Raw genomic sequence first — 24,986 nt, forward strand, 5'->3', positions numbered from 1 at the left:
CGTGCCTCCCCCCCCCCCCGGGGGGGGGGCCCCCCCCCCGGGGTGGGGCCGGCGGCGCGCGGTTGTGTTTCTTCCTTACTATCCAACCCCCCCCCACCCCCCACGACTGGTCAGGCGGCGTTGAAGGTGTCCGGGTCCGGGCCGGTGCGCTCGCCGCGGTCCAGCGGCGTCAGCGAATCCAGCTCCTCCTCCGTGAGGGTGAACCCGAACAGGTCGAAGTTCTCCTCGATCCGCGACCGCGTCGCGGACTTCGGGATCACCACGTTGCCCAGCTGCAGGTGCCAGCGCAGGACGATCTGCGCGGGCGTGCGGCTGTGCTTGACCGCGAGGTCGGCGATCACCGGGTCGCCGAGCAGGCTGCCGCCCTTGGCGAGCGGGCTCCACGCCTCGGTCGCGATGCCGTGCTTCGTGTCGAACTCGCGCAGCTCCGGCTGCTGCAGGTACGGGTGCAGCTCGACCTGGTTGACCGCCGGGACGACGTTCGAAGCGTCCATCAGCCGTTCGAGGTGCGCCGGCTGGAAGTTGGACACGCCGATCGCGCGGACCCGGCCGTCGGCGTAGAGCTTCTCGAACGCCTTCCACGTGTCGAGGAACTTGTCGCGCTTCGGCGTCGGCCAGTGGATGAGGTAGAGATCCAGCTGTTCCAGCCCGAGCCGGGCCATGCTGTCGTCGAACGCCTTGAGCGTCGAGTCGTAGCCCTGGGCGGAGTTCCACAGCTTGGTCGTGACGAAGAGCTCGTCGCGGGCGATGCCGGACTCGGCGATCGCCTGGCCGACGCCCTTTTCGTTGCCGTAGACGGCGGCGGTGTCGATGCTCCGGTAGCCCGCTTCGAGGGCGGTCTTCACGGCGGCGGTGGTCTCGTCGTCCGGGATCTGGAACACGCCGTAGCCGAGTTGCGGCATCCGCACGCCGTTGTTGAGTTCGATCACGGGCACGCTGGTCACGAGGGTTCCTTTCGGTGGGTGGTTCATCGGGCGGGAACCCGTTCTGCGGCGGTGAAACGGGCCGGGGTCCGGCGGTCGAGCAGACCGGAGACGAGCGCCACGGCGAGGCCGGCCGCGGCGAGCAGGGCGCCGATCCAGTTGGGCGCGGTGTAGCCGAGGCCGGCGTCGATCGCCTGGCCGCCGAGCCACGCGCCGCCGGCGTTGCCCAGGTTGAACGCGGCGATGTTCGCCGCCGAGGCCAGCGCGGGAGCGCCTTCGGCCTTCGCCAGCACGCGGGCCTGCAGCGGCGGCACGGTGGCGAAGCCGGCCGCCCCGAACAGCGCGATGGTGATCGCCGCGGGCACCTTCGCGTGCGCGGTGAACACGAACGCCACCAGCACGAGCGCCAGCGCGGCGAGGATGACGTACAGGCTGGGCATCAGCCTGCGGTCCGCGGCCCGGCCGCCGAGCAGGTTGCCGGCGAACAGGCCGGCGCCGAAGAGCACGAGCAGCCAGGTGACGGCGCCACTGGAGAAGCCGGCGACCTGCGTCATCATCGGGGCGATGTAGGTGAAGGACGCGAACACGCCGGCGAAGCCGAGCGCCGTCATCACCAGCGCGAGCCACACCTGCGGGCGGCGGAACACGGCGAGTTCGCGGCGCAGGCCGGCGTCCGGGTCCGGTGCCTGGTGCGGCACGAGGGCGAGGATGCCGATCGCGCCGGCCACGCCGAGGGCGCTGACCACCCAGAACGTCGAACGCCAGCCGAAGGCCTGGCCGAGCGCGGTGCCGGCGGGCACGCCGAGGACGTTCGCCACGGTCAGCCCGGTGAACATCAGCGCGATGGCACCCGCCTGCTTGGCCGGCGCGACCAGCGACGCGGCGACGACCGAGCCGACGCCGAAGAAGGCGCCGTGGCTCAGCGCGGCGACGACCCGGCCGGTCATCAGCAGGCCGTAGCTCGGGGCCAGCGCCGAGAGCACGTTGCCGGCGATGAACAGGCCCATCAGCGCGACCAGCACGGTCTTGCGCGGCACCCGCGAAGCGAGCGCGGTGAGCAGGGGAGCACCGGCGACGACGCCGAGCGCGTAGCCGGAGATGAGCAGGCCTGCGGACGGGATCGAGACGCCGAAATCGGCTGCGACCTCGGGCAGCAGGCCCATGATCACGAACTCGGTGGTGCCGATCCCGAAAGCGCTGATCGCGAGTGCGAGCAGGGCGGCGGGCATGGACTTCCTTCTTTCCGGGGTAGACTGAGGGCGTTGGCAACTACAAGCGTCCGAGATAGTTGCAGACGCCGTATATTGCACAAGCTTGCGACTTTGCGGGTGCGTGTGCAAGCCGGGAAGAGGTGAACCGTGTCACTGGACGACGACGCCGTCGAAGCCCGCGCGCAGGGCTGGCGGACGCTGGCCGCGCTCCACGCGCGGATCGAGGACAGGCTGCAGCGCGCGCTCGAGCGCGACCACGAACTGTCGGTGAGCGAGTACACGGTGCTGGACGTGCTGGCCCGCCAGGACGGCTTCCACCTCCGGATGAACCAGCTCGCCAACGCGGTGGTGCTCAGCCAGTCGGCGACGACGCGCCTGGTGACGCGGCTGGAGGGGCGCGGGCTGCTGGCCCGCTACCTCTGCGCGGACGACCGCCGCGGCATCTACACGGAGGTGACCCCGGCGGGCCAGGCCCTCCTGACGGCCGCCCGCCCGACGCACGACACGGCGCTGGCGGAGGCGCTGGCCGAAGCGGAGACGCGGCCGGAACTCTCCCCGCTCGTCGCGGCCCTCGGCACGCTCAGCGCCGCGCCCTCGGCCTGACGGCGTTCGCCGCCGGGCGAAGGTTTTGCCGAAACGCTTGCTGGGGTCAAGCGATGTAACCCTGGTGGACATTTGCCCGCCCGGCGGCATGCGCGCGGAGATCGCGCTCGCCACGGGCAAGGACGTGCTGGGCGGGAAACCGCCGGCGCCGTGACCGGCTCGCCGATCGGGCACACGTCCGCTCACGAGGTGCGTGAGCAGTGGCTGGACCCGCGCCGGCATCGAAGCGTCCGGCGGGGCTGAAACAACCGGAGGGGGAAACATGGGGAAGATCGGTGTCTGGCTGGTCGGCGCCCGGGGGTCGGTGGCCACCACGGCCATCGCCGGAGCCGCCGCCCTGCGTGCGGGACTCGCCGCGCGCACGGGCTGCGTGACCGAGCTGCCGGACTTCGCCGGGGCGGCACTGCCCGGCTTGGGGGACCTGGTCTTCGGCGGCCACGACGTCGTGGACACACCGCTGGTCAAGCGCGCGGAGCAGCTGGCGGCGGCGGGGGTGCTCCCCGCCGCGCTGCCCGGCCCGGTGACCGCCGAACTGGACGCGGCCGAGGCGCGGCTGCGCCCGGCGCCGTCCGGGGGCGGGCGCGCGGCGGCCGACCGGATCGTCGCGGACCTGACCGGGTTCGGCGCCGGAGTCGACCACGTCGTCGTGGTCAACGTTTCGTCCACCGAGCCGCCGTGCGTCCCGCACCCGGCCCACGCGTCGCTGGCCGCCTTGGAAGCGGATCTGGACGTGCTGCCGCCGAGCGCGTTGTACGCCTACGCCGCCTTTCGCGCGGGTTGTGGCTTTGTCGACTTCACGCCGTCCACGGGTGCGCGGCTGCCCGCGCTCGACGAGCTGGCCCGCGTCACCGGGCAGCCGTACGCGGGCCGGGACGGCAAGACGGGCGAGACGCTGCTGCGGTCGGTGCTCGCGCCGATGTTCGCCCAGCGCGGGCTGAACGTGCTGGCCTGGTCGGGCACGAACCTGCTCGGCGGCGGCGACGGCGCCACGCTGGCCGACCCCGGCGCGGCGTCGAGCAAGAACGCGTCGAAGCAGCAGGTGCTTTCGCGCAACCTCGGCGGGGACGTCGACGGCGAGGTGCACATCGACTACGTGCCGGCGCTCGGCGACTGGAAGACCGCCTGGGACCACGTGCTCTTCGAAGGGTTCCTCGGCGCGCGCATGACGCTGCAGCTCACCTGGCAGGGCTGCGACTCGGCGCTCGCCGCCCCGCTGGTGCTCGACCTCGCCCGGCTGACCGCCAAGGCGTGCCGCGACGGCGTGGCCGGCCCGGTCGCCGAATTCGGCTTCTTCTTCAAGGATCCCGTCGGCGACGGCCCGCACGACCTGGCGTCGCAGTACGCGGCCCTGCGTGAGTGGGCGCACCGGTGAAGGCGCTCGTCGAACTCGTCCGCGCGCCCGCCGCGCTGACCGTGCCCGGGGACGCCGTCGCCGGGGCCGCCGCGGCGGGCTGGCCGTTCGGCCGCCGCACGCTCGCCCTGACCGGCGCTTCCGTCTGCATCTACTGGGCCGGCATGGCGCTCAACGACTACGCCGACCGCCGGCTCGACGCGATCGAGCGGCCCGAGCGGCCGATCCCGTCCGGCCGGGTCGCCCCGGGCACGGCGCTCGGCGTCGCCACCGGGCTGACCGCGGGCGGGCTGGGCATCGCCGCGGCCGCCGGCGGACGGCGGGCGCTGCGCGTTGCGCTGCCGCTGGCCGCGACCGTCTGGGCGTACGACTTCGTGCTCAAAAACACCGTGCTCGGCCCGGCCGCGATGGCCGCGGCCCGCACCCTCGACGTCCTGCTCGGCGCGGGCGGGGCCCGGCCCGCGCTGCCCGCGGCGCTGACGGTCGGGGCGCACACCTACGCCGTCACCGTGCTGTCCCGGTCCGAAGTGGACGGTGCGAAACCCGCGCTGCCGGCGGCCACCCTGGCCGCGACGGCCGGGGTGCGCCTCGCTGCCGGCCGCGTCGGGCCGCTGGCCTCGGCGCTGCTCGGGACGTACGTGGCGACGACCGGGCGGGCGCAGTACGACGCCGTCCGCGACCCGGTCGCGGGCAAGATCCGGCGCGCGGTCGGCGCCGGCATCCACGGCATGATCCCGCTGCAGGCCGGGCTGATCGCGCGCACCGGCGCGTGGCGCCCGGCGCTGGCCGTGGCCGCCGCGTTCCCGCTCGCGCGGGCGCTGGGCCGGAAGGTGTCGCCGACATGAGGTTCGGGTACGGCACCAACGGCTTCGCCAACCACCGGCTCGGGGACGCCCTGCGCGTGCTGGCCGACCTCGGGTACGACGGCGTCGCGCTCACCCTCGACCACCAGCACCTGGACCCGTTCGGGCCGGACCTCGCCCGGCGCGTCGCCGGCGTCGCCGCGGACCTGGACCGGCTCGGCCTCGCCGTCGTGATCGAGACCGGGGCGAGGTTCCTGCTGGATCCGTGGCGCAAGCACGCGCCGACGTTCCTCGACCCCGATCGCGCGCGCCGCGTCGAGTTCCTGACCCGGGCCGTCGAGATCGCCGCGGACCTAGGCGCCGAGGCGGTGTCCTTCTGGAGCGGCAACAAACCCGCGGACCTGTCCACGGAGGACGCGTGGGCGTACCTGGCCGACGGGTGCGCGGAGGTGCTCAAGGCCGCCGACGAGCACGATGTCGAGCTCGGCTTCGAACCGGAGCCCGGGATGCTCGTCGAGGACCTCGACGGCTACTTCGAGCTGGCCCGCCGGCTCGGCGATCCGGCGCGGTTCGGGCTGACGCTGGACATCGGGCACTGCCGGTGCAACGAGAGCGCCTCCGTGCCCGACTGCGTCCGCCGCGCCCTGCCGCGGCTGGTCAACGTCCAGATCGACGACATGTGCCGCGGCACGCACGAGCACCTCGAGTTCGGCCGCGGGGAAATCGACTTCCCGCCGGTGCTGGCCGCGCTGGCGCCGTACACCGGGCTAGTGGCCGTCGAACTGCCGCGGGACAGCCACGCCGCACCCCGGATCGCCCGGGAGTCCCTGGCGTTCCTGCGCTCGGCGGTGGCGGGGTGACCGCCTGGCTCGACGAAGCCCTGACCAGGGTGGCGGCCGACGCGACGGCGTTGCGCACGGTCTTCCCCGCCGTCGGCCGCCGGGTCGGCCGGGGACCGTCGGACGTGCCGGGCCGGACCGTCGACGACCTCGCCCGCGTCGCGTTGCTCAAGGCGGCACCCGGTGCCGCGGCGGAGATGCCCGATCTCTACCGCTACGGCGACGCGGCGGAGAAGCGGGCCGTCCTCCATGGACTGTCCGTTGTGGACATCGGGGACGCGGGTACAGCCCTGGTCGCGGACGCCCTCCGCACCAACGACACCCGGCTCGTCGCCGCCGCGATGGGCGAGTACGCCGCCACGCACCTCGATGCCGCCGCGTACCGCCACGGCGTCCTCAAGTGCGTCTTCATGGGCGTTCCCCTGGCCGAGGTGGCCGGGCTGGACCGCCGGACCGACGAGGAGCTGCGGCGGATGCTGCGGTCGTTCGCCGCCGAGCGCACCGCCGCCGGCCGCGACGTCCCCGCCGACCTCCTCCCGCTGCTGACCGGACAGGACACCTGATGCGCATCTTCGACCCGCACATCCACATGAGCTCCCGGACCACCGACGACTACGCGGCCATGCACGCCGCCGGCGTCCGCGCGCTCGTCGAACCGGCCTTCTGGCTGGGCCAGCCACGCACCAGCGTCGGGAGCTTCACCGACTACTTCGACGCGCTCGTCGGCTGGGAGCCGTTCCGGGCGAGCCAGTACGGCATCGCCCACCACTGCACGATCGCGCTCAACCCGAAGGAGGCCAACGACCCGCGGTGCACGCCGGTGCTCGACCTGCTGCCGCGGTACCTGGAGAAGGACGGCGTGGTCGCGGTCGGCGAAATCGGCTACGACTCGATGACCGCGGAGGAGGACAAGGCGTTCGCCGCGCAGCTCGCGCTGGCGATCGACCACGACCTGCCCGCGCTCGTGCACACCCCGCACCGCGACAAGGCGGCCGGGACCGAGCGGAGCATCGCCGTCGTCCGCGAGTCGGGGATCGCCCCGGAGCGCGTGGTGCTCGACCACCTCAACGAGCTGACCGTCGCGATGGTCAAGGAGTCCGGCTGCTGGCTCGGGTTTTCGATCTACCCGGACACGAAGATGGACGAGGACCGGATGGTAGCGATCCTGCGGGAGTACGGCACCGAGCGCGTGCTGGTCAACTCCGCGGCGGACTGGGGCAAGAGCGACCCCCTCAAGACCCGCAAGACCGGCGACGCGATGCTGGCCGCCGGCTTCACCTCCGGCGACGTCGACCGGGTGCTGTGGCGCAACCCGGTCGAGTTCTACGGGCAGAGCGGGCGGCTTTCGCTGGAATCCGGCGCGGCGGCGGCCGAGTTCGCGGGCAACTCCATCCTCCGGGGGGCCCGCAAGTGAGGTTCCGGCACCGTGACGGCACGGTCGTCCACCTCGCCTACTGCACCAACGTGCACCAGGCCGAGGACCTCGACGGCGTGCTCGCCCAGCTGGCTCGCTTCGGTGAGCCGGTCCGGCAGCGGCTGGGCGTGGACCGGCTCGGGCTCGGCCTGTGGCTGGCCCGGCCGGTGGCGAGCGAGCTGGTGGCGGACCCGGGCGCGGTGACGACGTTGAAGGCCGAGCTCGCCGCGCGCGGCCTGGAGGTCGTCACCTTCAACGGGTTCCCGTACCAGGGTTTCCACGACCCCGTCGTCAAGCACAAGGTTTACCGGCCGGACTGGGCGGCGCCCGAGCGGACCCGGTACACCCTGGACCTCGCGCGGCTGCTCGCCGAGCTGATGCCGGACGACACCGTGCGCGGCAGCGTGTCGACGCTGCCGCTGGGCTGGCGCACGGAATGGCGGGGCGACGACGGGCAGCTCGACCTGCTCGCGAAGGGACTGGCGGCCCAGGAGCGCCCGGTGCGGGTGGCCTTCGAGCCCGAGCCGGGGTGCGTCATCGAGACCACCGCGCAGGCCGCGGCCCGGCTGTCCGAAGTGGACACCGACTGGCTGGGCGTCTGCTTGGACACGTGCCACCTGGCGGTCGGCTTCGAGGACCCGGCCGCCGCTCTGGGCCGGCTCGAAGCCGCCGGGCTGGCCGTCGTCAAGCTGCAGGCGTCGGCGGCGCTGGAGGCCGCTTCACCGCGGGACCCGGCGACCCGGCGGGCGCTGGAGTCCTTCGTGGAGCCGCGGTTCCTGCACCAGAGCAACGAAGGCGCCCCGCCGGGCGCTGACGACCTCGACCTCGCGCTGGGCGGTGCCCTGCCGGGGGTGGCGCCGTGGCGGGTGCACTTCCACGTGCCGCTGCACGCCGACCCGGCACCGCCGCTGACGTCGACCCGGCCGGTCCTGGCCGGCACCCTCGCCGAGCTGTTCGGCGGCGCCACCGCGCGCACCGACCACGTCGAGGTCGAGACCTACACCTGGCAGGTGCTCCCGGACGCACCCGCCGACGACGCCGGGCTGGTCGCGGGCATCGCGGCCGAGCTGGACTGGACCCGGCGCGCACTGACCACCCTGGGCCTGGAAGAGGTAACCCCATGAGTTTGCTCGTCCTCGACGTCGTGGGGCTGACGCCGCGGCTGCTCCCGCACATGCCGAACCTGCGCAAGATGGCCGAACCCGGCTTCACCGCCCAGCTGGACACCGTGTTCCCCGCCGTCACCTGCTCGGTGCAGTCGACCTTCCTGACCGGGCTCGTCCCGGCACAGCACGGGATCGTCGGCAACGGCTGGTACTTCCGCGAGCTCGGCGAGGTGTTCCTCTGGCGCCAGCACAACAAGCTCGTGCAGGGGGACAAGTTCTGGGACGCGGCCCGGCGCGCGCAGCCCGGCCACAAGGTCGCCAACATCTGCTGGTGGTACGCGATGGGCGCGGACACCGACCTCACGGTGACCCCGCGGCCGATCTACCACGCCGACGGCAAGAAGTCCCCGGACGCCTACACCCACCCGCCGCAGCTGCACGACCGGCTCGTCGGCAATCTCGGCGAGTTCCCGCTGTTCACCTACTGGGGCCCGACGGCGTCGATCACGTCGTCGCAGTGGATCATCGCCGCCGCGCAGCAGATCATGACCCAGGACCGGCCGGACACCACGCTCGTCTACATCCCGCACCTGGACTACGACCTGCAGCGCTTCGGCCCGGACGCGCCGCAGGCGGCGGCCGCCGCGCGCGAGGTCGACACCGCGTTGAAGCCGTTGCTGGACTTCGCCGCCGCGGGCGGGCACACCGTCGTCGCGCTGTCGGAGTACGGGATCACGAACGCGAACCGGCCGGTCGACGTCAACCGGGCGCTGCGCCGCGAGGGCCTGCTCAACGTGTACGTCCAGGCGGGCATGGAGTACCTGGACCCGTGGACGTCCCGCGCGTTCGCGGTCGCCGACCACCAGGTCGCGCACGTCTACGTCGCCGACCCGGCGGATCTGGCGCGGGTGCGGGACCTCGTGGCCGGACTGTCCGGAGTGGACGTCGTGCTCGACCGGGCCGGGCAGGCGGGGCTGGGCATCGACCACGAACGCGCGGGCGAGCTGGTGGCCGTCGCCGAGCCGGACGCCTGGTTCACCTACTACTACTGGCTGAGCGACGATCGCGCGCCGGACTTCGCGAAGACCGTCGAGATCCACCGCAAGCCCGGCTACGACCCGGCCGAGCTGTTCTTCGACCCGGCCGACCCGAGGGTCAAGCTGAAGGCGGCGGCCGCGCTGGCCCGCAAGAAGCTCGGCCTGCGGTATTCGATGCAGGTGGTCCCGCTCGACCCCGCGCCGGTGCGCGGCAGCCACGGCCGGCTGCCCGACTCGGCCGCGGACGGCCCGGTGCTGCTGTGCTCGGACCCGGCGCTCGCACGGGAGAAGTTCCACGCGACCGAGGTCAAGGAGCTGCTGCTGGCGGCCGCCGCCCGCGGCGAGTGAAGCTCACCGAGGAGGTCCCGGCGAAGCGTGAGGGCCACGCCGGCGGATGCGGCGTGGCCCTCACCCCGGTTCAGCGGACGCCGAGCAGGTGCTCCAGGGCCAGCTGGTTGAGCCGCGTGAAGTGGTAGCCGCGCTCGGCCGCCGCGTCGAGGTCGAAGTCGTCGTTCAGCAGGTCGTCGAACGACTCGCCCGGCGCCAGCGTCGGCGTCGAGAGGTCCGGGACCCGCGACGCGGCCAGGGCCTCGGTGACCTCCGGGTCGGCCCGGAACGCGGCCGACTTCTCCTTGAGGATCAGGTAGGTCCGCATGTTCGCCGCCGCCGAGACCCACACGTCCGCCGGGTCCTCGGTGCGCAGCGGCTTGTAGTCGAAGTGCCGCGGGCCCTCGTAGCCGCCGTTCTCCAGCAGGTCGACCAGGAAGAACGCGCTCTTCAGGTCGCCGTGGCCGAAGATCAGGTCCTGGTCGTACTTCGGGCCGTGCTGGCCGTTGAGGTCGATGTGGAACAGCTTGCCCTGCCACAGCGCCTGCGAGATGCCGTGGACGAAGTTCAGCCCGGCCATCTGCTCGTGCCCGACCTCGGGGTTGAGCCCGAACAGCTCCGGCCGCGCGAGCTGCGAGATGAAGCCCAGCGCGTGCCCGATCGTCGGCAGCAGGATGTCACCGCGCGGCTCGTTCGGCTTCGGCTCGAGCGCGAACCGCAGGTTGTAGCCCTTCTCGACGACGTAGTCGGCGAGCAGGTCCAAGCCTTCCTTGTAGCGGTCCAGCGCCGCGCGGACGTCCTTCGCGGCGTCGGACTCGGCGCCTTCGCGGCCGCCCCAGACGACGTAGGTCTCCGCGCCGAGTTCCGCCGCGAGGTCGAGGTTGCGCCGCACCTTCCGCAGCGCGTACCGGCGGACGTCCCGGTCGTTGCTGGTCAGGCCGCCGTCCTTGAACACCGGGTGGGTGAACAGGTTCGTCGTCGCCATCGGGACCTTGAGGCCGGTCTCGGCGAGCGCCTTGCGGAAGCGCTCGATCGCCTTGTCGCGGTCCGGCTCGGTGACCAAGAGGTCGTCGTCGTGGAAGGTGACGCCGTAGGCGCCCAGCTCCGCCAGCCGGTGCACGCTCTCCACCGGGTCCAGCGGCGGCCGCGTCGCCACCCCGAACGGGTCGGCCGCGGGCCAGCCCACGGTCCAGAGGCCGAAGGTGAACTTGTCGGCCGGCTGGGGAGCGTAGTCGCTCATGACTGTCCCTTCATTTAGTTCACGTTGTAGACTAAATATGCGCCGCGGGGTCCCGGGCGTCAAGGGGGGCGGTTAGAGTGCTTCGCAGGAGGACGCGATGACCCAGGCCGTGCGGCACGAGGAGATGCGCGCCCGCAACCTCGAGGTCGTGCTGGGGGCGGTCGGCCGCGGCGGTCCGCTGACCCGCGCCGCGCTCGCCGAGGTCACCGGGCTGACCAAGTCGACCGTCTCGAAGCTCGTCGGCGACCTGGTGGACGCGGGCCTGCTCGCCGAGACCGGGCCCGCGCGGGCGGGCGAACGCGGCCGGCCGGGGGTGGAGGTCGTGCTCAGCGGCGCGCGGGTGGCGTCACTGGGGCTGGAGATCAACGTCGACTACCTCGCCGTGCGCGTGCTCGACCTGACCGGCGGGGTCCGGTTCGCCGCCCGCCGCGAGCGCGACAACCGCGGCTCGCGGCCGAAGAAGGTCCTGGCCGAACTGCAGGCGCTGGCCACCGAGGCCCTCGCCGAGACCCACCGGCTGGGACTGGAGGTGGCGGGCGCGGTCCTGGCGGTGTCCGGCCCGGTCGGCGACGGCGTGCTGTTCACCGCCCCGAACCTGGGCTGGCAGGACGTCCGCCCGGCCGACCTGCTGCGCCTGCCGGTCCCGGTCGAGCTGGACAACGAAGCGAACCTGGCGGCCCTGGGCGAGCTCTGGTACGGCGCCGGCGAGCGCGACTTCCTCTACGTGTCCGGCGAAATCGGCATCGGCGCCGGCCTGGTGGTGAACGGCGTGCTGTACTCCGGCGCGACGGGCCTGGCCGGCGAGCTCGGTCACGTCGTCGTGGCACCGGAGGGAGCACAGTGCCGCTGCGGCGGCAGCGGGTGCCTGGAGACGTACGCGGGGCAGGAAGCGTTGCTGGCGGCGGGAAACGCCCCTTCGGTCCCGGCGTTGCTGGCCGCTCTCGAGCGCGGCGACGGCCCGGCCCTGACGGCGTGCGCGTCGGCGGGACGCGCTCTCGGCATCGCCCTGACGTCGGCGGTGAACCTGCTGGACCTGGACCGCATCGTGCTGGGCGGGGTGTTCACCCAGCTGTACCCGTGGTTGTCCGGCCCCGTGTCGGAGGTGCTGACGACCCGCCTCGGCGGCCTGCGCGGCACACCCCCGGTGCTGACGGCGTCTCGCCTCGGCGGCGACGCGGCGACCCTCGGCGCGGCCGGCCGGGTCATCCACCGGGTCCTCGCCGACCCGGCGCCGTTCGTCACCCGGGCGCAGGAAGCCTAGAAAGCGTGAAGGCCGCCCCGAGGAAACCTCGGGACGGCCTTCACGGACTACGGAATCAGCTCACCGCGGTGATCTGCACCAGCGAGGTGCCGACCGTGACGCCGGTGTCGGTCTGCACGGCCAGCTGGCCACGCAGGGTCCGGCCCGCGGCCGGAGCCGCGGTGGCCGTGACCGTCGCCGGGACCGTCCACGAACTGCCCGACGTGCGCAGGGCGTTGGCGTCGTTCACCGCGACCGAACCGAACGCCGGGTTGGTGAACACGTCGAGGTAGTCGTAGGCGGTGGTGCCACCCGGCACCGCGTAGCCGTCGACCAGCGCGACCCACACCCCGGGTGCCGGGTTGGGCACGGTCACCGACTCCTCGGAGTCACCGTCCGCGCTGACGCCCGCCTGCACGCAGGAACCGGTCGTGCAGTTGTACAGCACCAGGTCGAGGTCCGTGCCCACGACGGCGGGGCTGCCGATCGTGGCCGTCAGCGACGTCGAACCCGGCGTCACCGCGATCTGGTACTGCTGCTGCGTGCCTTCGGTGATCGTCGGCCGCTGCGTCTTCGCGCTGCCCAGCGTGGCGCCGGTGAGCTTGCCGGTGAACGCGCCGAGCGTGTTCTGCACGGTGTAGGTCCGCGCGATCGGCGTGCCCAGCGTGGCCGAAGCGATGACGTCCGGGTTCGGCGAGATCGCCGTGCCCAGCACCGAAGCCGACAGCTTGTACGGCGCTTCGTCCACATCGGACGTCCGCCGCGCTTCGACGGTGATCTCCCACACGCCCGGCAGCGGGTTGGCGATGGTCCGGCTGGTCGGCGTGCCGCCGGCGCAGCCCGCACCCGCGTCGGGCAGGTAGCACGCGGTCGTCGCGGTGCTGGCCTCGGCCGGGACACCGGTCGGGTCGTACCGCAGGAACCGCACCTGGCCCTTGCCCGGGGCGCCGCCGCCGGCGTCCAGGTCCACCTTCAGCGCGCTGGCGCCCTGGGGCACCCGCACGAAGTAGCTGGTCGCCTGGTTGCGGGCGGCCTTGCCCGAGACGTCGACCTGGAAACCCTTGCCGGCGACGAACTCCTGCGGCGCGAAGACCGTGTTGAGGGTCTGCACGTCGATGCCGATGGTCAGCGGGTTGTCCAGGTAGAGCAGAGCCGAGTGGACCCCGGCGTTCTTCGGGTTCACCTTGACGTCGAACTTCACTGGCGTGTTCAGCGGCAGCACCACCGTCGAGCCGGAGGAGAACGTGCCGTCGTTGCCGACCCACCGCACGAAGTACGGCACCGGGTGCGCCGAGCCCGTGGTCCGGGTGATCGTGTAGGTGCGGGTGTACGCCTTGCCCGTGGTCACGCCTTCGCGGTCGTGGATGCCCACGCCCGTGTTCGGCGTGGCGAGCAGGCCCGACTGGACCGTGTGCACCTCGACCGACGTCGAGACGACGTCCGGCTTCGGGTTGAGCGAAAGCGCGACGAACGCGGCGGGGACGTTGAACAGGCCCGCGCCCTGGGCGTACGCGCCGATGCCCGGCACGAACCGCGCGGTCGACTTGATCGCCGCCCGCAGCTGCGCCACCGGCGGGCGCTGGCCGTTGTGCGTCGCCTTGTACGCGCTCACCAGCAGCGCCGCCGCGCCGGTCGCCTGCGGCGCCGCCATCGACGTGCCCTGCAGCATCGAGTAACCGGCGGGCAGGGTGTACGTGCCGGGAACCGGGCTCGGCTGCTCCCACCGCGGGACGGTGGAGATGGCCGCGCCGGGCGCGATGATGTCCGGCTTGAAACCGCCGTCCTCACGCGGGCCGCGCGAGGAGAACGGGTGCATCGACTCGGGGTTCCTGGTCACCGAACCGTAGTTCGACAGCCAGGTCTCCTTGGTGATGTACGAGCCGACCGAGATCGCGTCCGTGGCCACCGACGGGTCGCCGACGGTGTTCGCCCCGGCGCCGCTGTTGCCGGCCGAGATGAAGATCTGGACGTTGTACTCGGCGATCGTGCGGTTGTAGAGCTCCGCACGGGCGTTGTTGCCGTCGTTGAGGGCCGGCAGGCCGCCGATCGAGATGTTGATGACGTCGGCGCCGTGGCTGGCCGCGTAGACGACACCGTCGAGCAGGCCCGACGACGTGCAGCCGGCGCTGGTGAGGCAGACCTTGACGGCCAGCACCTTCGCGCCCGGCGCGGCGCCGTCCATCTTGCCGCCGAACAGGTCGTTGCCGGTCGCGATGCCGGCGACGTGCGAACCGTGTTCCGCGCCGGCGATGCCGATGCCGACGTAACCCGGCTTGTCGGTCTGGACCACGAAGGCCATCCGCTCGGCGATGTCGGTCGCCGGGTTGTCGGTGCCGAAGTAGCCGACGTCGAACTTCTTGTTGTAGTCGGTCATCGGCTTTTCGTCGGTGAAGTCGCCGTTGCCGTTGAGGTCGACCCGGACCTCCTTGGTCGCCGGGTCGAGCAGCACGCCCCAGGAGTCGGCGCGGTCGCCGTCGCGGTTGATGTCACCGCCGGTCTCGCTGTCCGCGGCGCCCAGGTCGCCCGCGGTCTCGCCGAACACGCCGAAGGTGTACGGGCCGCCGGTGGCGGGCGCCGTCCACGTCTTGCCGTTCGCGGTGAAGGTGCCGGTGTAGGTCTGGGTGGACTGCTTGACCCAGGTGCCGTCGCCGGAGTTGGTGGCGTTGGCGTTGTACCAGTCGACGATCTTGCGTTCGCCGTGGCTGGTGGTGGCCAGCGCAGGGGAGTCGAGGTCGACGCCGGAGTCGAGCACGGCGACCGTGGTGTCCTTGCCGTCCCAGTTGGGCAGGACCTGGCCGAACTGCGCCGCGTAGGTGTCCCCGGTGGGCAGGTACGGGTTGACGCGCGGGGTGTTCTTGCCCGGGGCCGGCTGCGGCAGCGGGGTGGTCGCGCCGTCGGGCTTCGGGTCGTCGCGCACGATGAGCCCGTCGACGTCGACGGCGTTCACCGACTTGAGCTTGGCGGCCTTTTCGGCCTTTTCCGGGGGGATGCTGACCTTGACGTAGTCGAGCTTCGTGTCGGTGGACTGGACGACCCCGCCGAGGGCTTTGAGCTCGGTGACGGCGGCGCCGGTCTGGCCCTTCTCCGCGGCGATCAGCAGGGTGACGTCGGGCTTCCCGGCCTTCTCGGCTTCGGCGACGAGCGCGCGGTCGTGCTCGTCGAGGGTCTTGCCGTCGGCGGCGCCGTTCGAGGGCGGGGCCTGCTGGGCGGACGCCACCGGAACGGCGACGCCGAGGACGGAGGCGCCGAGTGCGGTGGCGAGGACGGTGATCCCGGCCCGCCGTCTCCAGCGCGATCTGTGCTGTGTCACTGAAACGACCCTTCATGAAGATGTGCGTCCGAGAAGTACACAGGGTGAGATCTTCGGCAGCAATCAGACAGTTAGCCCAAAGACCGCAATTGGTTGCGAGCCAAATGGAGTAATGCACTGCCCGGTTAGGCGGTCACCGGAAGCGGCACTTTCACGTGAAAGTGCCGTCTTGCTATACGTGCGTGTAGTGGGCTATATTCACGTGTAGTCGACTACACGCACGTATAGGACCTCTGATGAGCACCGAAGACCTCACCGCGCGGGCCCGGATCCGCGACGCCGCCATCAAGCTCTTCACCGAGCGCGGCATGGAAAAGACGTCGATCCTGGACATCGCCGAGGAGGCCGGGGTCTCCGGTGGCCTGATCCGCCACCACTTCGGTTCCAAGGACGGCCTGCGCGAGGCCTGCGACACGCACGTCTTCGGCGAACTGGTGAAGTTCAAGGAAGAAGTGCTGGCGAAGGGCGCCGCGAACCCGGGATTCCTGCCCACGTTCGACGCCCGCCAGCTGCTGTACCGCCGGTACATGGGCCGCGCGATGGTCGACGGCTCCGCCGCCGCCCAGGCGCAGTTCACCGGGATCGTCGACGAGACCGAGCGCTACTTCCGCGAGCAGGGCATGGACATGCCGGACCCGCGGGGCGCCGCCGCCGCCCTCGCCGCGATGACCGGCGGGCTGATGATCCTGCAGGACCACGTCGCCCGCGCGCTCGGCGAGGAACCGGGCACGAACGAGGCGATGCTGCGGATGTCGGCGGCCGCCGGGCACCTGTTCCTCAACCCGCTCGCCACCACCGAAGTCCTCGAAAAGGCCCGCGAAGCGCTGGCCGCCTACCAACGGAAGGAATGACGATGGCCGACGCGATCACCGCCGACGGCCTCACCAAGGCGTTCGGCCGGACACGGGCCCTCGACGGGCTCGACCTGACCGTCCACACCGGCGAGGTGCACGGGTTCCTCGGGCCCAACGGCGCCGGCAAGACCACCACGATCCGCGTCCTGCTGGGGCTGATGCGGGCCGACGGCGGCCGCGCCACCCTGCTCGGCGGCGACCCCTGGGCCCAGGCCACCGAGCTGCACCGGCGGCTCGCGTACGTGCCGGGCGACGTCACCCTGTGGCCCAACCTCACCGGCGGCGAAGTCATCGACCTGCTCGGCCGGCTGCGCGGCGGCCTCGACGGCAGGCGGCGTGCGGATCTCGTCGAGCGCTTCGACCTCGACCCGCGCAAGAAGGGCCGCACGTACTCGAAGGGCAACCGGCAGAAGGTCGCGCTCGTCGCCGCGCTGGCGTCCGATGTGGAGCTGCTGGTCCTCGACGAGCCGACGTCCGGGCTCGACCCGCTGATGGAGGAGGCGTTCCGGCAGGTCGTCGCGGAGGAACGGGAGCGCGGCGACCGCACGGTGCTGCTGTCCTCGCACATCCTGTCCGAGGTCGAAGCGCTGTGCGACCGCGTCACGATCATCCGCGCGGGCCGCACGGTCGAGTCGGGCACCCTCGACGAGCTGCGCCACCTGGGGCGGATCACCATCGACGCCTCCCTCGCGCACGTCCCGGCGGACCTCGGGTCCCTGCCGGGCGTGCACGACCTGAGCTCGTACGGCTCGCACGTCCACCTGTCCGTCGACCAGCCGGCGCTGGACGAGGTGATGCGGCACCTGGCCGGGGCAGGGGTGCGGAGCCTGGTGAGCCGTCCGCCGACGCTGGAGGAGCTGTTCCTCCGCCACTACCGCCACGACGAGCCGGTCGGAGCGCCGCGATGACCGGGACCTGGGCGCTGCTGCGGCTGGTGCTGCGCCGCGACCGGTGGCTGATGCCGCTGTGGATCGCCGGTCTCGCGCTCGCGCCGGTCGGGTACCTGTCGTCGATCAAGGCGGCGTACCCGGACGCGGCGGCCCGGCAGCACTTCTACGACCTCAACGCGACGAGCGCGACGTTCGTGGTCCGCAACGGCCCGCTGTACGGCTCGTCCCCGGGGAATCTCCTTGCGTGGCAATGCGGGTTCGTCCCGGTGGTGGTCGGGTTGATCGCGCTGCTCACCGTGGTCCGGCACACCCGCACCGAGGAGGAGGCGGGCCGCCGCGAGCTCACCGGCGCGACGGTCGTCGGACGCCACGCGGGCCTGGCGGCGGCGGTCCTCGCCGCCTGCGGTGCCTGCCTGGGGTTCGGCCTGCTGGCCGCCTTCGGCGTCGCCGCGCAGGGTGTGCCGCTCGCCGGCGCGCTGGCGCTCGGGCTCGGGTTCTCCTTGGCGGGCTGGGTGTTCGCCGGGGTCGGGGCGGTCGCCGCTCAGCTCACCTGGGGTGCGAGCGGGGCGAGGGGCATCGGGATCGGCGCACTGGTCGTGGCGTTCCTGCTGCGCGCGGCGGGCGACGGCAGCTCGGCGGGCTGGCTCGCGTGGCTGTCGCCGATCGGCTGGGCGCACCGGCTGAGGCCGTTCGCGGGGGAGCAGTGGTGGGTTCTGCTCCTGGCTTTGTTCGCAACGGGCCTGCTGGTCGTCTCGGCGGTGGCCCTGTCCGCTCGCCGGGACCTCGGGGCAGCGCTGCTGCCCGCACGGCTGGGACGTGAGACGGCGAAGGCGTCGCTGCGCTCGCCGCTGGCGCTGGCCTGGCGGCTGCAGCGGGGGACGCTGCTGGTCTGGACCGTTTGCCTGGCGCTGGTCGGGCTGCTGATGGGCGGGGTCGCGCAGAACGTCGCGGAGATGATGCGGGACAACCAGGCGGTCGCGGAGGTGTTCTCCCGCGTGGGCGGCGGCGGTCCGGTGCTGGACGCGTACCTGGCGGGCACGATGACGCTGTTCGGGCTGGCCGCGGCGGGGTACGCGGTGCAGGCGGCGCTGAAGCTGCGTGCCGAAGAGGCGGCGGGCCGGGCGGAACCGGTGCTGGCGACGGCGGTCGGGCGCGGGGGCTGGGCACTGGCCCACCTGACGTTCGCCTTGCTGGGCCCGGCGTTCGCGCTGGCGGTCACGGGCGCGGCGACGGGCGTGGCGTACGGAAGCGGTCTCGGGCTGGTTCCGGCGGCACTGGCCCAGTTGCCGGCGGTGTGGGTGCTCACCGGCCTGGCGGTAGCGCTGATCGGCTTCCTCCCCCGCTTCGCGGCGGCGGCGTGGGGGCTGCTGGCGGGGTTCCTGCTGCTGTCGCTGGTGGGTTCGGCGTTGCGGTGGAACGACGTGGTGCTCGGGATGTCGCCGTTCCAGCACCTGCCACGCCTGCCGGGCGGGACGATCTCGGTGACACCGCTGCTGTGGCTGCTGGTGATCGCGGCCGCGGCCGGCGCGGGCGGCCTGTTCGCCTTGCGGCGCCGGGACATCCCGGTGGGCTGAACGGCCGGAAGGCCACCTCGCGGTGGCCTTCCGGTTCGGTGGCAACCGAGGGAGTCGAACCCTGCGCGGCTTGTGAAGGCGGCGCCCCTGACCGGCCCTGACCCTTCGGCGGGCGACGGCTGCCGTGTGTTTCAACGGTAGCCGAGTACCCGGCTATTCCTCATCTCAAGCCGTGCTTCACCCGGACGGGTCGGGCTGGCATGGTGGTCCGCATGGATGATCTCCTGCTGCGCCGCGTCCGGCCGGGTCTCGGCGGCGACCTCGCGGACGTCCGGGTGAACGACGGCCGGGTCACGTCGATCACCGAACCGGGGTCCACGGGGTTCGCGGCGCGCGTCGTCGACGGGCACGGCGGGACGCTGCTGCCCGGCCTGGTCGACGCGCACGTCCACCTCCTGCAGTGGGCGACTTTCCGGCGGCGGATCCCGCTGGACGCGGCGCGCTCGGCGGGGGAGGCGATCGAGCTGCTGCTCGCGCACCTGCTGGCCACGCCCGCGCCGCAGAAGGAACTCGTCGTGGGCGCCGGGTTCCGTGATGCGCTGTGGCCGGACAAGCCGCACAAGGACCTGCTGCAGCGCGCGCTGCCCGGGCGGGCGGTCGCGTTGTTCAGCGCGGACCTGCACACGCTGTGGCTGAGCCCGGCGGCGCTGAAGCTGATCGGCCGCGAGCACCCGACGGGCGTCCTGCTGGAGGGCGACTGCATGAGCGCCACAGCCCAGCTCCCGACGGCGGCGATCGACGTCCAGGACCGCTGGGTGGCGGAAGCGGTGTCGGCGGCGGCCACCCGGGGCGTGACGCAGATCGTCGACTACGAGTACGCGGACACGGTGGCGGACTGGACGCGCCGGGGTGCCCCGGCGGCGCGGATCTCGTGCGTGATCGCCAAGCACCTGCTGGACCAGACCATCGAGCGCGGCCACCGCACGGGCGACGTCCTCCCCGATTCCGGCGGGCTGCTGACGGTGGGGCCGTTCAAGCTCTTCGTGGACGGTTCCCTCAACACCCGCACGGCCTACTGCCACGACCCCTACCCCGGCAGTGATTCCCCGGGCCAGCTCGAACTCCCGCCGGCCGAGCTGATCCCGTTGATGCAGCGGGCGTTCGACCACGGCCTCCTCCCGGCGGTCCACGCGATCGGCGACCGCGCGAACACGATCGCCCTCGACGCCTTCGAGCAGGTCGGCTGCCCGGGCCGGATCGAGCACGCCCAGCTGCTGGCCCCGGCCGACGTCCCCCGGTTCGCGGCGCTGGGCGTGATCGCGGCGGTCCAGCCGGCCCACCAGCCGGACGACCGCGACGTCGCGGACCGCCACTGGCACGGGCGCACCGAGCGGGCGTTCCCGTACCGGGCGCTGCTGGAATCGGGCGCCCGGCTGGAGTTCGGTTCGGACGCCCCGGTGGCCCCGCTGGACCCGTGGGACGGGATGGCTTCGGCGATCGCCCGCACGGACGACGACCGCCCGCCGTGGCACCCGGAACAGTCGATCCCGTTCACGGAAGCCTTGGCGGCTTCTTCGGGCGGCCGCCGGGGCGTCGCGGTGGGGGACGTCGCGGACCTCGTGGTGACGGCGACGGACCCGTCGGTGCTGTCGCCGGCCGACCTGCGGAACCTCCCGGTGACGGCGACGATCGTCGGCGGGCACGTCACGCACCAGGTCTGACCCCGTCGACGAAGGTGTGCCAGGGGGTCACCTTGTCGATGTGCACGACGGCGTCGAACGCGACGAGCGGGTTCACCAGCTGCTTGTACGGTCCGTTCCGCGTGCCGTCGATCTCGGCGAAGCGGCGGGCCACCGCGCCTTCGCCGGGAACCTTGCGGAGATCCAGCAGGGCGAGCGGTTCACCGGCCCGGGCGAGCAGGACGTCGAGATCGCCCGGGTCGGTGCCGGGGGCGACGTCCTCGTGGAAGACCTCGGTGTGGCCGGGCGGGCCGTCGGCCGACGGGCGGTGGCTGAACACACGGCCGCCGTCATAGGTGGTGGCGATGACCACCATCCGGTCGCCGAGCGAGCGGGCCAGGTGCTGACCGAGCATGACCTGTTCGTCGGTGATGATCGGCGGCACGCGGTACGGCCAGCGCTGCACGTGCCCGTTGGCCGCCCCGACGACGATGCGGTCCTCCCGGCCGAGGATCCATTCGACGTTGGCGGCCATCGCCGCGTCCCGGACGTTGGCGCCGCGGTAGGTGCGTCCCGGCGCGGCCGCCATGCCGGCGAGGAAGGCGTCCGCGGACCTCGCGGTGACCGCGCACTGCAGCGCGATGCCGGCCCGGTTTGCGTCCACAGTGGAATACGGGACGCGCAGGGCGCGAAGGCGCTCGGCCAGCTCGCCGATCCGGGCGGTCAGCTCGTGGCGATGAGCGGTGCCGAGGGCCAGGTAGGCGTGGATCGCGGGGGCGGCCCAGGCCAGCCCGGTCCGGTCGGCGGGGAGGTAATCGAACAGCGGCAACAGGGCTTTGCGGGCCGCAGCGGCGTAGGCCGGGTCCGCGTCGTCCAGGAACGCCAAGGCGGCTGTGACGCCGGGCAGGGCGGACGCGCTGGAGTCCGGCAGGTCCATGCCGTAGAAGCGGATCTTGCGGTCGTGGGTGCGGTTGTGCTCGCGCATCCACCGCAGCTGGTCGCGCATCTCCGCGCACTTGCCCATGTGGTAGGTGATCCCGGTGTGCAGGAGCAGATCGAGGTCGCCGTCGCCGCCGAGCACCCAGTCGTGGACCGCCCAGCCCTCCGGGAAGCCGGACTCCATCGCGAACCCGGTGAACCCCAGCTCGTCGACGAGGAACCGGGTCACCAGGTGGCGGAGCTGGTAGAACTCGTGCACCCGGTGGGTGCTCTCGCCGATCGCGACGACCCGGGCGTCGCCGACGATGTCGCGCAACGGCTCGAGTCCGGCGTAGCCCTCGCCGGGTTCGAGCGTCCGCAGCCGGACCAGGTTCTCCTGGAGCCATGCGGTGACGTCGGCGTCCATCATTCGTCCATTCCTTCGAGAAAGCCTTCGCCCGCGGCCCGGGCCTTGCGCAGGTAGTCGACGACCTCGGCGGCGCCGGCCGGCCCGGACCAGCCGAGGCGCTCGTCGAGTTCCCGCCCGATCCCGGCCCGGTTGTCCGCCCACAGCGCCGTGGTCGCCGCCTCGAACCGGCGGTCGCCGGGGTGGAACGCGGCCGCCGTCTCCCGCCACCGGCCGATCAGGTCCTGCACCGCCGGGTCGTCGACGGGCGTCCCGTCGAGCAGGTGCCTCCTGAGCCGGGTGAAGAGGCCGAGCCACTCGGTCTTCAGCGTTTCGATCGCCTCGCCGCCCAGCTCCGCGGCGCGTCCGGTGATCGTCGCGAGCTGACCGGCGGAGAGGTACCGGCCCGCGTCGACGGACATCGGCTCCAGGGCGGCGAGGAACTGCTCCGGTTCCGGCATGGCTTCCTCGGCGAGCCGGGAGAGCAGACCCCGGAGGCGCTGGGCCGACTCCGCGAGGCGCGCGGCCCGGGCCTCCAGGTCGGCGAGCTGCGCGGTCAGCAGGCCGCGCAGCGACCCGGGATCGTCTCCCGCGTCCCGCAGCACGACGGCCACCTCGTCGAGGGAAAGCCCCATCCCGCACAGGGTCCGCACCCGGTAGAACCGGCGCACGTCCGCCTCGGCGTACCGCCGGTGCCCGGCCGGGGTCCGTTCCGCCGGTGACACCAGGCCGATCCGGTCGTAGTGGTGCAACGTGCGCACCGTGACGCCGCCGGCCGCCGCCAGCTCACCGATGCTCCACCTGCGTTCGCTCACGCCCCGACGGTAGGACCTGACGCCACGTCGGGTTCAAGTCGCGGGGAGGGCTTGATTTGTCCACCGGACAACGGAAAAGATCCCACCGTGCATGTGACAACGTTGTCAGGAGGACACGGATGAGAACGCGTACGCGCGTCCTGGCCACCCTGCTCGCCGGAGCCACGACGCTGGCGCTGGCCACCCCCGCGGAGGCAGGACCCCGGTTCGCCGACGACCCGACCACGCTCGTCGACACCTCGATCGGCAACAACGGCGACGGCACCACCTTCCCCGGCGCCACCACGCCCTTCGGGATGGTCCAGCTCAGCCCGGACACCCAGCTCAAGAAGTACGCGTCCTACGACTACGCGCAGGACACCACGCTCGGCTTCAGCCACACCCACCTCTCCGGTGTCGGCTGCCAGACCATGGGCAACTTCCGGTTCATGCCGACCACCGGCGCCGTCACCAGCAGCGATCCCGCGAAGTACGGCGCCAAGTTCAGCCACGCCGACGAAACCCGCGAGCCCGGGTACTACGGCGTCAAGCTGGCCGGCGGCATCGAGGCCGAGCTGACCGCGACCCAGCGCACCGGCCAGCACCGCTACACCTTCCCCAGCGGCGCGACCAGCGAAAACGTCCTCATCGAGGTCGGCGAGAGCAACGGCTACACCTACGCCGGCGACGTCCACGTCGTCGGGGACGACACCGTCGAGGGCTGGCTGCAGGGCGGCAACTTCTGCTGGGAGACGCAGAAAGAGCGCTACAAGGTCTTCTTCAGCGCCAAGTTCGACCGCAAGTTCACCAGCTTCGGCACCTGGACCGACAGCAAGCTGACGCCGAACCAGCGTGACGCCAAGCTCGGTGCCCAGCGCACCGGCGCCTGGCTCACCTTCGCCACCGCGAAGAACCAGGTCGGCGCGTCGGTCGGGCTCTCCTACACCTCCATCGACGGCGCTCGCCTGAACCGCGCGGCCGAGCAGCCCAAGTCGTTCGACAAGGCCCGCGCCGCCGCGCACGACACCTGGCGCGATGAGCTCAACCGCCTGCGCGTCGCCGGCGGGACGACCGCCGACCAGCGCACCTACTACAGCGCGCTGTACCGGTCGCTGCTGCACCCGTCCGTCGGGTCCGATGTGGACGGTTCGTACCGCGGCTTCGACGACGCCGTCCACCGCAGCCGCGACACGTACTACCAGATGTTCTCGCTCTGGGACACCTACCGCTCGCAGAACCAGCTGGTCGCGCTGCTGCACCCGGACAAGGCCGCCGACATGACCAAGTCCGTCCTCCGGATCTATCAGGACGGCGGCTGGGTCCCGCGCTGGGCGCTGGCCGGCGGCGAGACCAACGTGATGAGCGGTGACCCCGTCACGCCGTGGGTGGTCGACAACTACCGCCGCGGCCTGCTCGACGACCGGACCGCGCGTCAGCTGTTCGACGCGTTGTGGCGCAACGCCAACGAGGTGCCGGCGGACCAGTCGATCTTCCGCGGCCGCGACGGCAACCCGACCTACGTGAAGAACGGCTGGATCGGCTACCAGGACCTGCCCGGCTACACCTACGGCGACACGCGCCAGGCCGGCTCGGCAACCCTCGAGTACGCCCTCGCCGACTGCGCCCTGTCCACCATGGCGGCCGGCCTGGGCTACCGGGACAAGGCCGCGACCCTCTCCGCTCGCTGCGGCAACTTCTCGAAGCTCTGGGACACCAGCGTCGAATCCCACGGCTTCACCGGCTTCCCGCGCACTCGCGCCGCGGACGGCACGGGCGTCGGCGACCCGGATCCCGCCCAATCGACCGGCTTCCACGAGGGCACGCCGTGGCAGTACCAGTGGCTCGCCCAGCAGGACACCGCGAAGCTGTTCGCCCTGATGGGCGGCCCGGCGCAGGCGGAGAAGCGGCTCGACACGTTCTTCGACATGCCGCTGTTGCTCACCGACCCGGCGAAGGCGGCCAAGGACTCCTGGGTCCACGGCGCGTACGACTACCACAACAACTTCGCCTTCAACCCGAACAACGAGCCGGACCTGCACGCCCCCTGGATGTACAGCTGGACGGGCGCACCCTGGAAGACCTCGGCGGTCCTGCGCGCGGCGCGCACGTTGTTCACCGACACGCCGTACGGCATGCCGGGCAACGACGACCTGGGCACCATCTCGTCGTGGCTGGTCTTCGGCATGACGGGCGTCTTCGAAGCGCAGCCGGGCTCCGGAACGTACCTGCTGAGCACGCCGATGTTCGAGAAGGTGGAGATCCGCCCGGCCGGCGGCCGCAGGATCGAGATCGAGGCCCCGGGCGCGAGCGCGGCGAAGCTGCAGTACACGAAGGAGGTCCAGGTCGGTCACCGTGGGTACGACCGGAGCTGGATTTCGCACGCGGACCTGCTCCGCGCGGGCAAGATCCGCTTCACGCTGAGCGACACGCCCACCACGTGGGGCACGAAGACGGCACCGCCCGCGATGTAGCCCGGCGGGGCACCGGACAAGACGGCACGAAAGGTGCCTCCCCGTGCGGTGCCCCG

At 72.3% G+C, this 24,986-nt stretch carries 20 protein-coding genes; 14 read left to right on the forward strand and 6 right to left on the reverse strand.

Features of this window, described 5'->3' with window-relative positions:
• Positions 1–110 precede the first annotated feature (110 nt).
• Positions 111–944, reverse strand: coding sequence for an aldo/keto reductase (locus AB0M93_RS10360; RefSeq protein WP_364270719.1), 834 nt, complete (start codon positions 942–944; stop codon positions 111–113).
• Between the two features lie 23 nt (positions 945–967).
• A complete protein-coding gene (locus AB0M93_RS10365) occupies positions 968–2,152 on the reverse strand; it encodes an MFS transporter (protein WP_364270722.1) in 1,185 nt (394 codons plus the stop codon).
• A 129-nt stretch (positions 2,153–2,281) separates the two neighbouring features.
• Between AB0M93_RS10365 and AB0M93_RS10370 the strand changes: the two genes are divergently transcribed.
• From AB0M93_RS10370 to AB0M93_RS10405, 8 genes are all read left to right on the forward strand, one after another.
• On the forward strand, positions 2,282–2,737 hold the full coding sequence (locus AB0M93_RS10370; protein ID WP_364270725.1) for a MarR family transcriptional regulator: 456 nt from the start codon (positions 2,282–2,284) through the stop codon (positions 2,735–2,737).
• Positions 2,738–2,999: 262 nt separating this feature from the next.
• Positions 3,000–4,109 (forward strand): inositol-3-phosphate synthase, encoded by a 1,110-nt coding sequence (locus tag AB0M93_RS10375; RefSeq protein ID WP_364270728.1) that lies wholly within the window; start codon positions 3,000–3,002, stop codon positions 4,107–4,109.
• The gene (locus tag AB0M93_RS10380) at positions 4,106–4,933 is read left to right on the forward strand and encodes an SCO3242 family prenyltransferase (RefSeq protein WP_364272824.1); all 828 of its coding nucleotides are present in this window, start codon (positions 4,106–4,108) and stop codon (positions 4,931–4,933) included. Before AB0M93_RS10375 ends, AB0M93_RS10380 begins: the two co-directional genes overlap by 4 nt.
• Positions 4,930–5,751 (forward strand): sugar phosphate isomerase/epimerase family protein, encoded by an 822-nt coding sequence (locus AB0M93_RS10385; RefSeq protein WP_364270731.1) that lies wholly within the window; start codon positions 4,930–4,932, stop codon positions 5,749–5,751. Before AB0M93_RS10380 ends, AB0M93_RS10385 begins: the two co-directional genes overlap by 4 nt.
• Positions 5,748–6,293: an EboA domain-containing protein gene (locus AB0M93_RS10390; protein ID WP_364270734.1), complete on the forward strand. Its 546-nt coding sequence runs from the start codon at positions 5,748–5,750 to the stop codon at positions 6,291–6,293. Before AB0M93_RS10385 ends, AB0M93_RS10390 begins: the two co-directional genes overlap by 4 nt.
• Complete coding sequence (locus tag AB0M93_RS10395) at positions 6,293–7,144, forward strand: TatD family hydrolase (protein ID WP_364270737.1); 852 nt, start codon at positions 6,293–6,295, stop codon at positions 7,142–7,144. Before AB0M93_RS10390 ends, AB0M93_RS10395 begins: the two co-directional genes overlap by 1 nt.
• Positions 7,141–8,268: a metabolite traffic protein EboE gene (gene eboE, locus AB0M93_RS10400; protein WP_364270740.1), complete on the forward strand. Its 1,128-nt coding sequence runs from the start codon at positions 7,141–7,143 to the stop codon at positions 8,266–8,268. The genes AB0M93_RS10395 and eboE overlap by 4 nt, the downstream gene beginning before the upstream one ends.
• Positions 8,265–9,635, forward strand: coding sequence for a nucleotide pyrophosphatase/phosphodiesterase family protein (locus tag AB0M93_RS10405; protein WP_364270743.1), 1,371 nt, complete (start codon positions 8,265–8,267; stop codon positions 9,633–9,635). Before eboE ends, AB0M93_RS10405 begins: the two co-directional genes overlap by 4 nt.
• A gap of 70 nt (positions 9,636–9,705) precedes the next feature.
• Here the strand turns inward: AB0M93_RS10405 and xylA are convergent, their stop codons facing one another.
• Complete coding sequence (gene xylA / locus AB0M93_RS10410; RefSeq protein ID WP_364270746.1) at positions 9,706–10,854, reverse strand: xylose isomerase; 1,149 nt, start codon at positions 10,852–10,854, stop codon at positions 9,706–9,708.
• A 97-nt stretch (positions 10,855–10,951) separates the two neighbouring features.
• On the opposite strand from xylA, the gene AB0M93_RS10415 reads away from it, so the two are divergent.
• Entirely contained in the window at positions 10,952–12,115 is a 1,164-nt protein-coding gene (locus AB0M93_RS10415; RefSeq protein ID WP_364270749.1) for an ROK family transcriptional regulator, read from the forward strand.
• A 55-nt stretch (positions 12,116–12,170) separates the two neighbouring features.
• Here the strand turns inward: AB0M93_RS10415 and AB0M93_RS10420 are convergent, their stop codons facing one another.
• Positions 12,171–15,404 (reverse strand): S8 family serine peptidase, encoded by a 3,234-nt coding sequence (locus AB0M93_RS10420; RefSeq protein ID WP_364270752.1) that lies wholly within the window; start codon positions 15,402–15,404, stop codon positions 12,171–12,173.
• Positions 15,405–15,640: 236 nt separating this feature from the next.
• Here AB0M93_RS10420 and AB0M93_RS10425 point away from each other — a divergent pair, with 236 nt between their 5' ends.
• From AB0M93_RS10425 to AB0M93_RS10440, 4 genes are all read left to right on the forward strand, one after another.
• The gene (locus tag AB0M93_RS10425; protein ID WP_364270755.1) at positions 15,641–16,255 is read left to right on the forward strand and encodes a TetR/AcrR family transcriptional regulator; all 615 of its coding nucleotides are present in this window, start codon (positions 15,641–15,643) and stop codon (positions 16,253–16,255) included.
• 2 nt (positions 16,256–16,257) lie between these two features.
• Positions 16,258–17,166, forward strand: a complete 909-nt coding sequence (locus AB0M93_RS10430; protein ID WP_364270758.1) for an ABC transporter ATP-binding protein — start codon at positions 16,258–16,260, stop codon at positions 17,164–17,166.
• Entirely contained in the window at positions 17,163–18,722 is a 1,560-nt protein-coding gene (locus AB0M93_RS10435) for an ABC transporter permease (protein ID WP_364270761.1), read from the forward strand. The genes AB0M93_RS10430 and AB0M93_RS10435 overlap by 4 nt, the downstream gene beginning before the upstream one ends.
• Positions 18,723–18,934: 212 nt before the next feature.
• Positions 18,935–20,383, forward strand: coding sequence for an amidohydrolase family protein (locus tag AB0M93_RS10440; RefSeq protein ID WP_364270763.1), 1,449 nt, complete (start codon positions 18,935–18,937; stop codon positions 20,381–20,383).
• Here AB0M93_RS10440 and AB0M93_RS10445 read toward each other — a convergent pair.
• Positions 20,367–21,689, reverse strand: a complete 1,323-nt coding sequence (locus tag AB0M93_RS10445; protein ID WP_364270766.1) for an erythromycin esterase family protein — start codon at positions 21,687–21,689, stop codon at positions 20,367–20,369. The two genes, AB0M93_RS10440 and AB0M93_RS10445, sit on opposite strands and share 17 nt — an antisense overlap.
• Complete coding sequence (locus AB0M93_RS10450) at positions 21,686–22,480, reverse strand: MerR family transcriptional regulator (RefSeq protein ID WP_364270768.1); 795 nt, start codon at positions 22,478–22,480, stop codon at positions 21,686–21,688. Before AB0M93_RS10450 ends, AB0M93_RS10445 begins: the two co-directional genes overlap by 4 nt.
• A gap of 119 nt (positions 22,481–22,599) precedes the next feature.
• Here AB0M93_RS10450 and AB0M93_RS10455 point away from each other — a divergent pair, with 119 nt between their 5' ends.
• Positions 22,600–24,930, forward strand: a complete 2,331-nt coding sequence (locus AB0M93_RS10455) for a GH92 family glycosyl hydrolase (protein WP_364270771.1) — start codon at positions 22,600–22,602, stop codon at positions 24,928–24,930.
• The last annotated feature ends 56 nt before the right edge of the window (positions 24,931–24,986 follow it).

The organism is Amycolatopsis sp. NPDC051102, from assembly GCF_040682815.1.
Classification (GTDB): domain Bacteria; phylum Actinomycetota; class Actinomycetes; order Mycobacteriales; family Pseudonocardiaceae; genus Amycolatopsis.